The organism is Flavobacterium sp. HTF, from assembly GCF_003105115.1.
GTDB lineage: Bacteria > Bacteroidota > Bacteroidia > Flavobacteriales > Flavobacteriaceae > Flavobacterium.
On sequence record NZ_QETH01000023.1, the window covers coordinates 18,190 to 33,468 of the forward strand.

The 15,279-nt window shown below is 33.4% G+C and carries 15 protein-coding genes; 1 reads left to right on the plus strand and 14 read right to left on the minus strand.

Annotated features, from left to right (window positions below; genetic code table 11):
- Positions 1-20: 20 nt before the first annotated feature.
- The 3 genes from DCO46_RS09345 to rbfA form a co-directional block, all read right to left on the minus strand.
- The gene (locus DCO46_RS09345) at positions 21-1,448 is read right to left on the minus strand and encodes an MATE family efflux transporter (RefSeq protein WP_116752290.1); all 1,428 of its coding nucleotides are present in this window, start codon (positions 1,446-1,448) and stop codon (positions 21-23) included.
- Between the two features lie 170 nt (positions 1,449-1,618).
- Positions 1,619-2,818: an ABC transporter permease gene (locus tag DCO46_RS09350; protein WP_116752291.1), complete on the minus strand. Its 1,200-nt coding sequence runs from the start codon at positions 2,816-2,818 to the stop codon at positions 1,619-1,621.
- A 1-nt stretch (position 2,819) separates the two neighbouring features.
- On the minus strand, positions 2,820-3,212 hold the full coding sequence (gene rbfA, locus DCO46_RS09355) for a 30S ribosome-binding factor RbfA (RefSeq protein WP_116752292.1): 393 nt from the start codon (positions 3,210-3,212) through the stop codon (positions 2,820-2,822).
- A gap of 258 nt (positions 3,213-3,470) precedes the next feature.
- Between rbfA and DCO46_RS09360 the strand changes: the two genes are divergently transcribed.
- On the plus strand, positions 3,471-3,860 hold the full coding sequence (locus DCO46_RS09360) for a CBS domain-containing protein (protein WP_243416283.1): 390 nt from the start codon (positions 3,471-3,473) through the stop codon (positions 3,858-3,860).
- 39 nt (positions 3,861-3,899) lie between these two features.
- Here the strand turns inward: DCO46_RS09360 and DCO46_RS09365 are convergent, their stop codons facing one another.
- From DCO46_RS09365 to DCO46_RS09415, 11 genes are all read right to left on the minus strand, one after another.
- The gene (locus DCO46_RS09365; protein ID WP_116752294.1) at positions 3,900-5,153 is read right to left on the minus strand and encodes a murein hydrolase activator EnvC family protein; all 1,254 of its coding nucleotides are present in this window, start codon (positions 5,151-5,153) and stop codon (positions 3,900-3,902) included.
- 23 nt (positions 5,154-5,176) lie between these two features.
- Positions 5,177-5,956 (minus strand): DUF4292 domain-containing protein, encoded by a 780-nt coding sequence (locus DCO46_RS09370; protein WP_116752327.1) that lies wholly within the window; start codon positions 5,954-5,956, stop codon positions 5,177-5,179.
- Positions 5,957-5,971: 15 nt separating this feature from the next.
- Positions 5,972-7,321 carry a tetratricopeptide repeat protein gene (locus tag DCO46_RS09375; RefSeq protein WP_116752328.1) on the minus strand — a complete coding sequence of 450 codons (1,350 nt, stop codon included), beginning with the start codon at positions 7,319-7,321 and terminating at the stop codon, positions 5,972-5,974.
- A 45-nt stretch (positions 7,322-7,366) separates the two neighbouring features.
- Positions 7,367-8,383: a sugar phosphate nucleotidyltransferase gene (locus DCO46_RS09380; RefSeq protein ID WP_116752295.1), complete on the minus strand. Its 1,017-nt coding sequence runs from the start codon at positions 8,381-8,383 to the stop codon at positions 7,367-7,369.
- Positions 8,384-8,532: 149 nt separating this feature from the next.
- The gene (gene dut, locus DCO46_RS09385; protein WP_116752296.1) at positions 8,533-8,967 is read right to left on the minus strand and encodes a dUTP diphosphatase; all 435 of its coding nucleotides are present in this window, start codon (positions 8,965-8,967) and stop codon (positions 8,533-8,535) included.
- A 51-nt stretch (positions 8,968-9,018) separates the two neighbouring features.
- Positions 9,019-10,479, minus strand: coding sequence for a lipopolysaccharide biosynthesis protein (locus DCO46_RS09390; protein WP_116752297.1), 1,461 nt, complete (start codon positions 10,477-10,479; stop codon positions 9,019-9,021).
- Positions 10,480-10,571: 92 nt separating this feature from the next.
- Positions 10,572-11,018 (minus strand): GNAT family N-acetyltransferase, encoded by a 447-nt coding sequence (locus DCO46_RS09395; RefSeq protein ID WP_116752298.1) that lies wholly within the window; start codon positions 11,016-11,018, stop codon positions 10,572-10,574.
- Positions 11,019-11,589: 571 nt separating this feature from the next.
- The gene (gene atpG / locus DCO46_RS09400) at positions 11,590-12,450 is read right to left on the minus strand and encodes an ATP synthase F1 subunit gamma (RefSeq protein WP_116752299.1); all 861 of its coding nucleotides are present in this window, start codon (positions 12,448-12,450) and stop codon (positions 11,590-11,592) included.
- Between the two features lie 91 nt (positions 12,451-12,541).
- A complete protein-coding gene (gene atpA, locus DCO46_RS09405) occupies positions 12,542-14,119 on the minus strand; it encodes a F0F1 ATP synthase subunit alpha (protein ID WP_116752300.1) in 1,578 nt (525 codons plus the stop codon).
- A gap of 38 nt (positions 14,120-14,157) precedes the next feature.
- The gene (gene atpH, locus DCO46_RS09410) at positions 14,158-14,691 is read right to left on the minus strand and encodes an ATP synthase F1 subunit delta (protein WP_116752301.1); all 534 of its coding nucleotides are present in this window, start codon (positions 14,689-14,691) and stop codon (positions 14,158-14,160) included.
- Positions 14,692-14,695: 4 nt separating this feature from the next.
- Entirely contained in the window at positions 14,696-15,196 is a 501-nt protein-coding gene (locus tag DCO46_RS09415) for a F0F1 ATP synthase subunit B (protein ID WP_116752302.1), read from the minus strand.
- Positions 15,197-15,279: the final 83 nt, after the last annotated feature.

Consider the following 15,279-nt stretch of genomic DNA (forward strand, 5'->3'; position numbering starts at 1 on the left):
AAAATTGAAGGCCTTTTTTATTATACTTGAATACGTTTCCACTTTCCTTTTTTATAGAAAAAGATTCCAGCTAAAGTAATGGCAGTTTCCGCAACCGGAATTGCGATAAAAACTCCGGTCGGTCCCATCTTAAAGTGTTTTGCCAATATATAAGCTAATGGAATCTGGAACAACCAAAATCCGAAGAAATTGATTCCGGTTGGCGTCCAGGTATCTCCTGCCCCATTGAAAGTATTAATCAATACCATACCGATTCCGTAAAAAATAAATCCTACACTCATAATCTGCAAAGCTTCTACAGCAACGGTTTTTACCATTTCATCATTCGTGAAAAAGGAAATGATATACTCACCAAATCCTAATGTAATTATCATGATTGAAGCCATAAAAATAACATTATATCTTGCTGTTGTATAAACTGATTTTTCTGCACGGTCTATTCGTTTGGCGCCTAAATTTTGCCCAACCAGGGTTGCCGCTGCATTACTTAATCCCCATGCAGGAAGAATAAAAAACATCATAATCCTTAGTGCTGTCTGGTATCCTGCAGAACCATGATCTCCTCCGGTTGTTGCAACCAATTGAGCCAGAAAAATCCAGCTGCAGGATGCAATTACGAATTGTAAAACACCTGGGGCAGCAATTTTTATTAAGGCTTTTATTTGTTTAAAATCGGGAACAAAATACGAAGCGATGATTTTTAAAGCACCTTTTCCAAAAAACAAATGGTACAGCTGATATAAAACTCCAATGCTTCTTCCTAAAGTAGTTGCAATTGCAGCACCTGTTAATCCAAAAGCCGGAACAGGACCAAAACCATTAATTAAAACCGGACACAAAATAATATTGCAAATATTCGCTAACCAAAGACTTTTCATGGCTATGGCAGCATTTCCTGCCCCACGAAAAATTCCGTTGATCAAAAATAAAAGCATGATACATAAACTTCCCCCAAGCATAATTTGTGTAAAGATGTAACCATGCTCGGCAGCATCAACAGATGCCCCCATTAGTATCAGAATATCTTTGGCATAAATAAAACCCAGAATACTCATCACACTATTAATTACAAACGCAATAATAATAGCCTGCATACCTGCTTTTGCTGCTGCTACAGGATCTTTTTCTCCAATGCGGCGAGCCACGACAGCTGTAGCTGCCATACTGATTCCGATTGCAACTGAGTATACAATTGTAATCACAGATTCTGTTAAACCAACGGTTTGAATAGCAAAACTACTATGTTCAAGATGTCCGACAAAGTACAAGTCGACCAGTGCAAAAACAGATTCCATCATCATTTCCAAAACCATCGGAATGGCTAATAAAATGACTGCTTTTTTGATACTCCCGGTTGTATAATCAAAAGATTCGTCTCCTTTGATTGCTAATTTTAATGTGGTAAAAATTTTAGAAAATAAACTCTTTTTTATTGTTGTCTCTGACATGATATATTAGGATAAATGATAGAAATTCAGACATATTTATTGCCTGAACAGAAGTAAAAACGTAAGTATCCTAATTATTTAAAAAAACGAATTAGGATTAAGCAGAAACAATCATATGCTTAAAGTTTTGAGACGATAAATATAAGTAATAATTTTTTTAACAGGAAATTTTAATCTAATAGCTTTTGACTTACTCTGCTGCTGGCGATTAAAGAAGCTACAAATCCAAGAGAAACGATTGTTGTCATTACCACAAATACATTTTCTAAGGTAAAAACTACGGGATAAGCCAAAGTAGGCGTTATCATAATTAGTTCATATTTTTGTTGCAAAAGCACCAGGATTATACCGAGAACAAGGCCTATAATTCCGCCAAATATACTTAGTAAAGTTCCCTGAAGCAGAAATATTTTTCGCAGATGACTGATATCTGTTCCTAGATTAAAAAGGGTTTTGAGGTTTCCTTTTTTGTCCAGAATCATCATAATCAATGCGCCTATCAGATTAAAAAGAGCTACTATTATTACCAAAGTAAAAATAAGGTAAACGGCAATATTTTCAGTGTTGAGCATTTTGTATAAAGACTCGTTTAACTGGGCTCTGTTTTTTAATGTGATTTTGTTTTTGAAAATCCTTTTTAATTCTGCATTAATAGATTTTTCATTTGCATTTTCTTTTAAATTGAATTCAATTCCGGAAATCTGATTGGGCTTGTACATCAATAATTCCTGCGCTAAACCTAAGTCTGCAAACACATATTTAGAATCCAGATCTTCACTTATAGAATAAATCCCGACAGGAAGAACATCCGTTTTATTGAATGCTTCTTCCGGGTTTTCAAAAGCCCCTTTTCCGGGTTTTGGTGCAAATACTTGTAATGGATTTTCAAAATCTAAAATTCCCATCGAAAAATCCCTTGCAATTCCATAACCAACAACTACCTGATAGGTATCTGGTTTCAGCCATTGCCCATTAAAGAGTTTTTTCTTAATGTCATTTACAACCACATAGTTACTGTCAACTGCTTTTAAAGTGGTAACCTGTTGTTTGTCTTTAAACAAAAACAATACACGCTCTTCTATGATTTTGGTGTAGGAGGCAACACCTTCAATATTTTTAATTTCTTTTTCCTGATCGGGAGTAATCAAAAATGATTTTCCATAAGTAATGGTCATTTTTAGATCAGGATCAATTTCATTTGTAAACGAAAGACTAAAAACTTTTAACCCGCTAAAAACTGACAATACCACAAACAAAGCCATTGTACCAACAATAATTCCCATGCTGGCAATGTAGTTGATAATATTAATAGCATTGTTTTTACTTCTGCTGAAAATATATCGTTTGGCTATGTAAAGAGGGAAATTCAACTTATGATTTTCTTCTTTTTTCTAAAAGATCACGATTTTCTATTGGGTTTTCTCTCCCGGCAAGGGCATTATCTATTTTTTCGATATAATCTAAAGAGTCATCAATAAAGAAAACCAAATTTGGTACACGGCGCAATTGCAAACGTACACGTTGCGATAAATCGTGTTTAATTAAAGTTGTATTAGATTTTATTCCTTCTAAAGTTTCCTGGGCTTTCTCCTGAGGAAATATACTTAAATATACTGTTGCCACTGATAAATCTGAAGTCACACTAACTTTGGACACTGAAATCACTAAATTACTAATTCCGTTTTTTCGCACTTCACCTTGCAAAATATCAACCAAATCTTTTTGGATGACACCGCCTATTTTTTTCTGTCTGTTTGTTTCCATAGTGCAAAAATACTATTTTAAAATTCAATCATACAATTTCGAATAAACAATAGGACGATTTTTACATTGTTATTTGTTTTTATCACTGCCTGAATTTGTACTGCTTTATAAAATTAAAAAAAATAGATCAATTAAAATCCTAAAAGCTAATGTTTTAAAGATGATATAAGTCATATTTTTTATCAGAAATATTGCACAAATTTGATAGAAATATAACAACTGTCCATTATGAAAAAAAGAGAGCCTATCAGTCATATAATGACTAAAAGTGTAGTTACAGTAAATCAAAATGATAGCCTGAAAGAAGTTGTAACTAAATTAAGATCAAATTCGATTCGGCATATTCCCGTCGTTAATGGTAAAGAGGTAATCGGTATAATAAGCCGTACCGATATAAACCGCTTAACTTTTGGTGCTTTGTTTGATGGTCAGGAAGGTGCAGATGAAGCCATTTTGGATATGCTTAGTATTTCACAAATTATGACTTCAAAACCCAAAACAATATCTTCAGAAACTATTATTAAGGATTTGGCAGAAATTTTTGTGAAAGAAGAATTCCATGCTTTGCCTGTAGTTGATAATGGGCAATTAAAGGGAATTGTCACCACCACAGATGTTATTCGATATTTAATAGAACAATATGATTAGTTGTTCAACAAAAAAGGGAGCTAAATTAGCTCCCTTTTTTTATCTGTTTTGTAACCATCCTTCCGGATTATTGTTTGATGTATTTTGAAGAATCAAAAATTTAATAATTGTTTTTCCTGTGTCACCACTTGTTCTTACTTTCCCGATACTTTGTTTGATATTTACTTTATCTCCTTTATTTACAAATACCTGGCTTAAGTTTTGATAAACGGTAAAGTAATCTCCATGCTGAATCATAACCGCTCTGTTGATTGGTGATAAAACAATAATACTCGAAACTTCTCCCTCAAATACCGCGCGGGCATTTGCTCCCTGTTCCGTAGTAATTTCTACTCCCGAATTATGAACCGTTAATGAAGGAACAAGAGGGTGCGGCTGATCTCCGTAGCCAAGCGATATAAATCCTTTTTCTACCGGCCATGGTAATTTTCCTCTATTGGCTTTAAAGTCGGCAGCTAAAAGTTTTCCCTCAGGGGTTAATGCAATTTTTGATGACGAAACCGCTGCTGTAGAAGCCGTTGATCCCGGATTGTCTTTTGCTTTCTCAAGAGCCGCTTTTCTGTTTGCTTCTGCAATAGCTTCACGAATCAAACGATCAATTTGCCTGTCAATTCTTTTTGCTTCTTGTTGTTTGCTCCTTGTATCGGCAATAATTTTATTTTTATCTTTTTTGATCGAGTTAACAAGCTTTTGTTGTTCTTTCTTTTCAGCTTCCAAAGCGACACGTTCTTTATTGTTTTCAGCAATAATCTTTTTCTTAACTTGTCTCTGTCCGTCTAATTTTGCATTGAAATCTAATAATTGTGCACTTTTTGACTGAATTTCTAAACCTTGATTTTTTCTAAAAGAAGTATATTGTTTTAAATATTGTGCTCTTTTATAGGCCTGTAAAAAGTTTTCAGAAGATAAAATAAACATTGCCCGGCTTTGTTCTGAGCGGCTTTTATATGATTTGAGAATCATTTTTGCATAATCTTCTTTCAGAACTTTCAGTTCTCTTTTTAACTTATTAACCTGAAGCTGATTAATATACATATCATTGGTCAAGAGTTTCTCTTGTTTTGCTGTTGTATTAATCAGTTTTTCTTTCAGTTTGATTTTATTTGCCTGAATTAAAATTACATTTACCGCCGATTTTTCTTTTGATTTTACAGATTGCAACATCTTTTCGTTGTCTCTAATTTCCTGCTGAATCTGAGCTTTTCGCTGTTCAAGTTTTTCTTGTTGCGAGTCTTGTGCCCACATAAATGTAGTGGTGCATATAAAAATTAGGCTTAGGAGAAATTTTAGCATGTTTCTATTTTCTTTTTGCAAATTTACTTAATTATAACCTTTTTATAGCCACTTGGCACACTATAAGGAAAAGAAAGTTCTTCGTTGAACGAAATATTATTATAATTCAGATTGATATCTGTTTTTCCTTTAGGCTGAACGGCATTAATTTCAATTGCTGTCGGAATGGTTCCCTGATCAAAAACTTTGCTATCAGAGTATTTAATCTCCAACATTCTGTTTTCTGCAGGTTGCGAAATTTGTTCTTTTTGCAACAAATATTTTTCAGGATCCAAAAAGAATGTTTTTTTGATATTTGCCTCTTTTTGATCCTCTAAACTAAAAAGATTTTCTACAATTGTCTGTGTGTATTTTCCTTTTCTCAAATCATCCAAAGCTTCTCCTACCAATAGATTCTGAACTTTGCTGTAATCCAGTTCAGTTCCAAGCCATTTGCTCAGGCTTGTAAAATCACCATCATAATAGGTACCGTTTATTTTTTCGTAATAGCTTACTGATGTTGGTGTGATAAGTGCTTTTGCCATTGTTATTCCGAGAAAGCGAACACTTACTAAAATCTGTTTGTCTTTTTCAATTCTGATTTCGGCTGTAACATTCTGACTTTGTTTTTCATCAACATATTTTGCACTTGCTTTTATGTATAAAGTCTTAAAATCTAATTTGTTATCGTAATGCTTTTCTATTGCTTTTTTGTCTGTTTTCGTCTCTACGACTTCTGTAGGATTGTTTTGAACGGCAACAGCTTTAGATTTACACGAAATCATAAAAACCGGAACCAATAATATTATTATATATTTTTTCATCTGCATGTAGTCTTTTTACTTTTTTTTCTTTAATAACTCATTTGCTTTCAAAAAGTATTCCTCTTTTTTCTTAGCGTCTCCCAATCCATTGTAAGCTTCACTTAATTGTATATTAAAATTTGCCTCCAGCTTAGTATCGTCAACGACATAATCAAGTCCCATTTCTAAAACCGTTTTTGCATTTTTAAATTGCTGTAACTGGTTGTTTCCTAAACCTGCATAATAATAAAACTGAGGCTGGCTCGGATACACTTCAATCATGTTCATCGCTCTTTTTGTCATTGGCTCAAATTGTTTTGCCTGTTTATAAGCTTCAAGCAAAAGCAAATTTGTCTCACGATCCGTATCTGAGTTTGCTTTTAGATCCTTCTCATAATATTTAATCGCATTTTCAAATTGATTTTTGCTGTGATAAAATTTACCAATTTCTTTGGCAACATCAACTTGTTTGTCATTATCAAAATATGAAATTGCTTTTTCTAAATCCGGAGCATATTGCGGATTTTTATTTACATAAATCAAAAATTCATTAAGCGTTCGGTGTTTTATTTTTGAATCAATTTTTGAACTTGACAAAATTACATTCATCGATTTGATTGCTTTGTCGGCTTGATTTGCATCAAGATATCCTTTAAATAAACTTACTTGTCCCCATTCAGAATTTGGAATTTCTTTTGCCAGTTGTTTTGCAACTTCTAACGCCTTATCTGTCTCGTCGGCTTTCGAATACAAAAAAATCAGATTTACATAATTCGATTCTTCTTTTGGATTCTTTTTAATCTGATCAATCAAATTACCAATTTCTGCATTTTGATATTTTCCCTGGGATAAAATCTGGTTTTTATAAATCTCACGATCAGAAGATTTTCCAAATTTATCGTTCATTTCATTAATAGCAACAAGAGCTTTATCATATTGATTGGTAATCATATATAACGAAATCAGATCGTCTTTATATTCTTCATCAAAAACAATAATTTTCTGAATCGTTTCTATTGCCAGAGGATAGTTTTTGGTTTCATAACTTACATCATAAATTCCAAGCCAAAACCATTTATTCTTAGGATCTATCTGAGTTGCTTTTTCAAAGAAATCCTGTGCATTTCTATACTCTTTTAATGCAAGGTAGTTTTTTCCCAACTCAAAATAAGCTACGGCATCATTGGGTTTTAACTTAATGCATTTCTCTAATGATACAATTGCTTTATCATAATTTTCGATTCCTTTTTGTTTTAATGATTCATAAAAAGAATCCTGATATTCATCTGCTGCCAATGCAATATCTTCCGGTTCAGTCTGAGCCTTAACCGATGGTATACTGCCAAGCAAAGTGATAAATAAAAACAGTAAAACTCCTTTTCTCATTTTCATTATTTCATTTTAAACAAAATGGATCTTTAAATTGCTATTTTATTCTAGAACAGAGTAATCACCTATGCTTACGCTGGTAAACTTGCCATCATAAATAACGTGATTTCCTATCATTGCATTATCTAAGTTAGCATTTTTTATTTGAGAATAAGTCTGCACTAAGCTATTTTTAACAGTACTGTCAATTACATGACATCCATTTCCGATAGAAACATTTGGCCCTACAGTTGCGTTTTTCAGAACAACATTTTCGCCAATATAACAAGGTGGGATAATTGTTGCGTTTTCTAATTTAACATTATAATCAACTAAATGTTCCCCGTCATTATGTAAAAAACCTAACATTCTGGAATTAGTTTCAACGGTAACATCTTTATTTCCGCAGTCCATCCATTCATCTACACTTCCGGTTTTAAAAACTTTCCCGTTTGCCATCATGGCTTTTATTCCGTCATTAATCTGATATTCACCGCCATTTTGAATATTATTATCTAATACGTTCTGAAGTTCTTTTTTCAGATCTCCAACTTCTTTAAAATAATAGATTCCGATAACAGCCAAATCGCTTACAAACTCTTTTGGTTTTTCAACCAATTCTATAATTTCATTGTTTGGATTTAATTTTACAACTCCAAAAGCTTCCGGTTGTTCTACTTGTTTAACCCATATTACTGCATCAGCAGCTGGATCTAATTCAAAATCTGCTCTGATCAGAGTATCTGCGTAAGCAATAACTGCCGGTCCTGACAATGATTCTTTTGCACACATAATAGCATGTCCGGTACCTAATGGCAAATCCTGACGGTAAATTGATGCTTTTGCTCCTAAACTTCCGGCCAGCTCTTCTAAACTTGCTACAAGATCATCTCCAAAAAAAGCAGGGTCTCCTAATATAAAAGCAACTTCATCGATAGGTTCTTTTAATATTTTAGCGATATCCTCTACTAAACGATGAACGATAGATTTCCCTGCAACAGGAATTAATGGTTTTGGAACTGTTAAAGTATGTGGTCTAAGTCGTGATCCACGACCCGCCATTGGAACGATTATTTTCATTTGATTTTATTTTTATGGGAAGATTAAAAATCTTCAAGTGTTGGTTTGGTTCAAATTAATTTAACACAATTCGCGTATTTTGAAAGTATATATTTACTCTCTAAAATACTTATGTATGCAATAAAGATTTATTGAAATGTTATTGCAAACTATTTTACTCCCGTACTTCCAAAACCGCCTTCACCTCTGGATGTAACAGAAAGTTCTTCAACTTCAATCCATTCAGCTCTTTCGTGTCTGGCAATAATTAATTGTGCAATTCTTTCTCCGTTTTCAATTACAAAATCCTCATTAGATAAATTTACTAAAATTACTCCAATTTCTCCTCTGTAATCTGCATCTACTGTTCCAGGAGAATTTAAAACAGTTACTCCTTTTTTGGCTGCCAAACCACTTCTTGGTCGGACCTGTGCTTCATAACCAATTGGCAATTCAATAAAAAGTCCTGTTTTGACAATTGTTCTTTCTAAAGGTTTTAGGGTTACAGATTCCGTTAAGTTTGCACGTAAGTCCATTCCGGCAGAAGCAATTGTTTCGTAGTTTGGTAAATCGTGTTGTGATTTATTGATAATTTGTATTTTCATTTTTATTCTTTAATTCTTAAATGCAGAAATTGGATTCACAAAAATCCAATCTTATTTTCTATTCATAATTCCTTTTATTGTACTTTTCTCGTTATGATAAACAAAATATATAAAGATTAAAAGTAACGGAATTCCAACATAATATTTTTCTCTAAATCCATAAAAAGAAATAGCCGAAAACAAAATTGAAATACCCAGATATGCTCCAATTTTCTTTGTATCATAAGGGATTGGATAATATTTGTTTCCTAAGACATAGGAAATCAGCATCATGGAACCATATGCAGAAATAGTGGCAATTGCTGATCCGTAATAACTGTATTTTGGAATTAAAAGATAATTTAAAACCAAAGTCACTATAGCACCGACGATTGAGATATAAGCACCGATTTTTGTTTTATCTGTAAGTTTATACCAAACTGACAAATTATTATAAATCCCCAAAAAGAAATTCGCAAGTATAATAAGAGGAACTACTTTCATAGCCTCCCAATACGATTTATTGTCTAGTAAGAGAAATTTCAAAATGTCTGCAAAAACAATTACACCAAGTAAAATCAATGAACCAAAAATCACAAAATATTTGGTAATTACAGCATACGTTTGTGGTGCATTTTCATTTTTGGCATGGCTGAAAAAGAAAGGTTCAATACCTAATCTAAATGCCGTTGCAAACAAAACCATAAACAACCCCAGTTTATAACAGGCTGAATAAGCCCCCACTTCAGACTTTGCTAAATTTTCTGGTAACAAGTAACCTAATAAAATTTTATCAAAATGCTCATTTACGGCAAATGCAAGACCGGCAACCAAAATAGGCAGACCATATTTCATCATTTTTTTCCAAAGTACAGGGTCAAATTTTCGTCCAAGCGAAAGATAGTTTGGAGACAATACGATAAAAGTAGCTAAACTGGCCAGCAAATTAGCAATGAAAATATAAGCAATCTGGAAATTCTCAACATATAAGCTGTCCCAGACAGAATTAGGGTGTGCTGCTGCAAGTTTTGGCAGGTATATTAAAAAGAAAAAGTTTAGTAACATATTGATTACTACATTTCCAATTTTAATAGCCGCATAAACCATTGGTCTCTGATTCGCCCTAAGTTTAGAAAAGGGCACTAACACCAAAGCATCTAAAACTAAAATCCAGACAGAATAAGTAATATATTGTGCGTCAACCTCGGCCCAGCTTGCCAGCGTATTTCTGAAAATTAAAGCCGCAAACAAGAAACCAATAGAAGACCAAAATATTGATATTGTAGAAGTTGCTATAACATTTTTCTTATCATCTTCGGCACTGTAAAACCTAAAAAAAGCGGTTTCCATTCCGTAAGACAATACCACATTAAAGAAAACCATCCAGGAAAGAACGATTGAAACTTCTCCGTATTCTGCAGTTGGCAGAATACCTGTATATAGTCTCACCAATAGAAAACTCAGCATGCGGGGCAAAACAGTCGCGAGCCCGTAGATAGCGGTTTGTTTGAATAGATTTTTATATAATCCCAAAATTTTTTTTGTAATAAAGTTTATACAACAAAAATAACCATTTCTTTGGTTAATTATTGTTTTGTTGATTCAATTAAAACGTAATTACAAATTTATAACGTTAATTTATTTTCATCTAATATTTTAACAAAGTGAAATCCCTTTGGCGCATAACCCTGATTATAATAAAAACGGTGTGCTGCAAAATTTCCTGTAAATGCATCTAAGACAATACTGCTGCAATCCAGCTCCAAAGCTTTTTTCTCAATATGATCTGTAAGCAATTTTCCTATTCCTTTTGAACGGTGTTCCGGATTAACAACAAAATTATCTATTTCAAGATATTTTCCTGTCCATAATTTTGTTGCCGACCAACAGCCTGTGATTCCCAAACAAACGTTATCTTCAAAAACCGCAACCTGTATATAATTATGCGGTATCATCTCAGAAAGAAACTTTTCATATTTTTCAACCGAAAGGTTAGGATATAGAAATCTAATCGTATCAATTTCAGCCAGCATTTCTGGGATTGTGGTTAGTTCTTTTATTTGTAATTTCATGATTATAAAGGATAAAGAGCAAAAATACTCAATTTTTATTCTGGCATTTACACAATTTTAAAACTAAACATGTGAAATATGTAAATTAAAGCTAAAAATTATGTAAGATTTTTTTCTTAAACTCTTCTTAAATTTGCTTCACAGGGATTGAGAACAGCTGATTTGTAACCCTTAAAAAAACATAGCACTGGGACTAATAAAGCTTGTTTGTTCCCACAAAAGACAAAGCACAAGGGATTGATTCTGCTGAAATGTAACCCTAAAAAAACAGAGCATTGGGACTAATAAAGCTAGTTTGTTCCCACAAAAGACAAAGCACAAGGGATTGATTCTGCTGAAATGTAACCCTCAAAAAAACAGAGCATTGGGACTAATAAAGCTAGTTTGTTCCCATAAAAGACAAAGCACTGCAGGTGTCTACGATCTGCCAATAAATCTTAAAATGGTATTGATTCTCGGTTTTTTGAATTAATCGAGAATCACCATTTTAAAATCAGGAAACTTCAAAAAACTATTATAATAAGAAAAGGGTCAACTAATGTTGACCCTTTTCTTTTATTCTTAATAAATATTATCCGTTCAAAGCTTCTGCTCCACCAACAATCTCAAGGATCTCATTAGTAATAGCTGCCTGACGTGCTTTATTATAAGTTAATTTCAATTGGTTTCTCAATTCGGTTGCGTTGTCAGTTGCTTTGTGCATTGCTGTCATACGCGCTCCATGTTCTGAAGCAAATGAATCACGAATTCCTTTATATAATTGTGTTTTCAATGATTTAGGAATCAAAGTCAACACGATTTCTTCTTTTGAAGGTTCAAAAATGTAATCTCCGGTAGAAACTGGTTTATCCGTTTTAATTGGAGCTAATGGTAAAAACTGTTCTACCTGTACAATTTGAGTAGCTGCATTTTTAAACTGATTATAAACCAATTCAATTTTGTCGTACTGTCCAGACAAGAATTTTTCAGTTAAATTTTCTGCAATTCCAGCAACATTATCAAAAGTCAGATGATCAAAAATAGCGTTATGATGACCATGAACTTTATGGGTTTTAGCCAGAACATCGTTTCCTTTTTTACCAATAGGAAAAACATCAACCTGTTTTCCTGCGTAAAATTCAGTACGATTTTTAATCTCTTTAATAATATTTGTATTAAATGCTCCACATAAACCTCTGTTTGAAGTTATAGCAACAAGCAATACTTTTTTTACTTCACGCTGTGTCGTGTAATCTCCTCCAACTTCACCTTCAAGTGTAGCAGAAAGATTTTGCAGTAACTCCGTTAATTTCTCGGCATAAGGGCGCATTGCAGTGATTGCATCTTGTGCTTTCTTAAGCTTTGCAGCAGAAACCATTTTCATAGCCGATGTAATCTGCATCGTCGATGAAACGGAAGTAATTCTATTACGGATTTCCTTTAAATTTGCCATCTATTAAATTAGAAAATGTGACAATCTGAAAATTAGATAATTAGAATAATGTTTGAGCATTTTCCAATTATCTAATTAACGAATTATCTAATTAGTTATATTTTGCTGAAATTTCTTTTGCTGCTTTTTCGATAACATCAGTAATGTTGTCATCTAACTTACCAGCTTTCAACGCATTAAGAGTATCTTTATGCTTGCTGTTTAAGTATGCTAAGAAATCAGCTTCAAATTCTTTTACTTTATTTACAGGAACGTTTCTTAATAAGTTTTTAGAACCTGCATAAATAATAGCTACTTGATTTTCTACTGTGTAAGGATCATTCAAACCTTGTTTCAGGATCTCAACGTTTCTTTTACCTTTTTCAATTACGTTTAAAGTAACAGAATCCAAGTCAGAACCAAATTTAGCGAAAGCTTCTAATTCACGGAATTGAGCCTGGTCTAATTTTAAAGTTCCGGAAACTTTTTTCATTGATTTAATCTGAGCATTACCTCCAACACGAGATACAGAAATACCTACGTTGATCGCAGGACGAACTCCAGAGTTGAACAAATCTCCGTCAAGGAAAATCTGACCATCTGTAATCGAAATTACATTTGTTGGGATATATGCAGAAACGTCACCAGCCTGAGTTTCGATAATTGGTAATGCAGTTAATGAACCACCACCTTTTACGATAGACTTGATAGAATCTGGTAAATCGTTCATGTTTTTAGCAATTCCGTCATCAGCAATTACTTTACAAGCACGTTCTAATAAACGAGAGTGTAAGTAAAAAACGTCTCCAGGATATGCCTCACGTCCCGGTGGTCTTCTTAATAAAAGAGAAACCTCACGGTAAGCAACAGCTTGTTTAGATAAATCATCATACACAATAAGTGCAGGACGACCTGAATCTCTAAAGTATTCTCCAATTGCAGCACCAGCGAATGGAGCATAAACTTGCATTGGAGCCGGGTCAGAAGCATTTGCAGCAACGATAACTGTATAAGCCATTGCACCTTTCTCTTCTAACATTTTAGCGATTCCTGCTACAGTTGAAGCTTTTTGCCCAATTGCAACATATATACAGAACACAGGTTTTCCTGCATCGTAAAATTCTTTTTGATTTAAGATGGTATCAATACAAACAGTTGATTTACCTGTTTGACGGTCACCAATAACAAGCTCACGTTGTCCACGACCAACCGGGATCATAGCATCAACTGCTTTTACTCCTGTTTGTAATGGCTCAGTAACTGGCTGACGGAAGATAACTCCAGGAGCTTTTCTTTCCAAAGGCATTTCGTATAAATCTCCACCAATTGGTCCTTTTCCGTCAATTGGAAAACCAAGAGTGTTAACTACACGTCCTACCATTTGCTCACCTACTTTAAGAGAAGCAATACGTTGAGTTCTTTTTGCAGTAGATCCTTCTTTAAGTCCTGTTGATGGTCCTAAAAGTACAACCCCAACATTATCTTCTTCAAGATTCAATACGATACCTTCCATACCGTTATCAAATTCTACTAACTCACCATATTGTACATTAGATAGCCCGTAAACACGAGCAATACCGTCTCCAACTTGAAGTACTGTTCCTACTTCCTCTAGCGTAGCACCAGATTCAAAACCTTCTACTTGCTTTCTTAATATTGCTGAAATTTCAGCAGGTTTGATTTCCGCCATCTTAATTTATAATTTAGACACTTTTATGTGTAATAAAACTAATTACTTAACTCTCTCTTTAAAACTTGTAATCTGTTTGCAACAGAAGCATTGTATTGCTGATCTCCAATTCTCAAAATAAATCCTCCAATAATGGCAGGGTCTACAATGTTTTCTATTGTTATTTTTTTATCTGATAATGTTGCAATTTTAGCTAAAACTTTTGCTTCTAAAGCTGCGTCCATTGGAATTGCAGTTGTAACTTTTGCTACTTCAACTCCGTTGCTTTGGTCAAAAACTTTAGAATATTCTACTGCAATTGCATCCAGAATTTCGAATCTTTTGTTTTCAAATAATAAATGAAACAAACCTTTGGTTACTCCATTAACATTTGCAAAAACTTCTAATAAGGCACTTTCTTTAACTTCAACTTTTGTAGTTGGGTTCTGAATGAATGTGCTCAATTCCTGATTGTTTTCAATTGCAGAAGCAATTGATTTCATATCGTTATTTACAGCTTCGGCAACACCTTTAGAGTTTGCTAAGTCCAGAATTGCTTTTGCATAACGAATTGCTGCTCTTGTACTTGCCATAATCTTAGTTTAACTTTACGTCACCTAACAATTTCTCCACTAATTTAGTCTGAGATTCTTTGTTAGATAATTCTTCTTTCAATAATTTTTCAGCAATGCTTAATGATAAAGTTGAAACTTGTGATTTCAATTCTGCCATTGCAGCATTTTTTTCGCTTTCGATAGCCGCTTTAGCCTGCTCGATCATTTTTTGACCTTGAGCTTGTGCTTCGTTTTTAGAATCAGCAATCATTTTCTCTTTCATTTCGCGTGCTTCTTTAAGCATAGCGTCACGTTCAGCACGGGCTTCATTCAAAATTCTTTGATTATCAGCTTGCAAATTTTGCATTTCCTGTCTTGCATTTTCAGCAGAAAGTAAAGCATCTTTAATACCTTGTTCTCTATCATTTACTGCGTCAAGAATTGGTTTCCATGCAAATTTTTTCAACAAAAGAATTAATCCAACAAATATTAGTATTTGCCAAAAGAACAAACCGAACTCAAACTGATTTATTAACTTATCCATTATTTCTGATTATAAATTTTAATTTATGTCTTTTTTAAATTGCATTTATAAAAGCAATTTGTAATGTTTTAATTTTAAAACAA

What these genes read in the sequence shown, in the direction of transcription:
- DCO46_RS09345 (WP_116752290.1), bottom strand. Translation starts at nt 1,448, where the DNA reads ATGTCAGAGACAACAATAAAAAAGAGTTTATTTTCTAAAATTTTTACC.
- rbfA (WP_116752292.1), bottom strand. Translation starts at nt 3,212, where the DNA reads ATGGAAACAAACAGACAGAAAAAAATAGGCGGTGTCATCCAAAAAGAT.
- DCO46_RS09360 (WP_243416283.1), top strand. Translation starts at nt 3,471, where the DNA reads ATGACTAAAAGTGTAGTTACAGTAAATCAAAATGATAGCCTGAAAGAA.
- DCO46_RS09365 (WP_116752294.1), bottom strand. Translation starts at nt 5,153, where the DNA reads ATGCTAAAATTTCTCCTAAGCCTAATTTTTATATGCACCACTACATTT.
- DCO46_RS09370 (WP_116752327.1), bottom strand. Translation starts at nt 5,956, where the DNA reads ATGAAAAAATATATAATAATATTATTGGTTCCGGTTTTTATGATTTCG.
- DCO46_RS09375 (WP_116752328.1), bottom strand. Translation starts at nt 7,321, where the DNA reads ATGAGAAAAGGAGTTTTACTGTTTTTATTTATCACTTTGCTTGGCAGT.
- DCO46_RS09380 (WP_116752295.1), bottom strand. Translation starts at nt 8,383, where the DNA reads ATGAAAATAATCGTTCCAATGGCGGGTCGTGGATCACGACTTAGACCA.
- dut (WP_116752296.1), bottom strand. Translation starts at nt 8,967, where the DNA reads ATGAAAATACAAATTATCAATAAATCACAACACGATTTACCAAACTAC.
- DCO46_RS09395 (WP_116752298.1), bottom strand. Translation starts at nt 11,018, where the DNA reads ATGAAATTACAAATAAAAGAACTAACCACAATCCCAGAAATGCTGGCT.
- atpG (WP_116752299.1), bottom strand. Translation starts at nt 12,450, where the DNA reads ATGGCAAATTTAAAGGAAATCCGTAATAGAATTACTTCCGTTTCATCG.
- atpA (WP_116752300.1), bottom strand. Translation starts at nt 14,119, where the DNA reads ATGGCGGAAATCAAACCTGCTGAAATTTCAGCAATATTAAGAAAGCAA.
- atpH (WP_116752301.1), bottom strand. Translation starts at nt 14,691, where the DNA reads ATGGCAAGTACAAGAGCAGCAATTCGTTATGCAAAAGCAATTCTGGAC.
- DCO46_RS09415 (WP_116752302.1), bottom strand. Translation starts at nt 15,196, where the DNA reads ATGGATAAGTTAATAAATCAGTTTGAGTTCGGTTTGTTCTTTTGGCAA.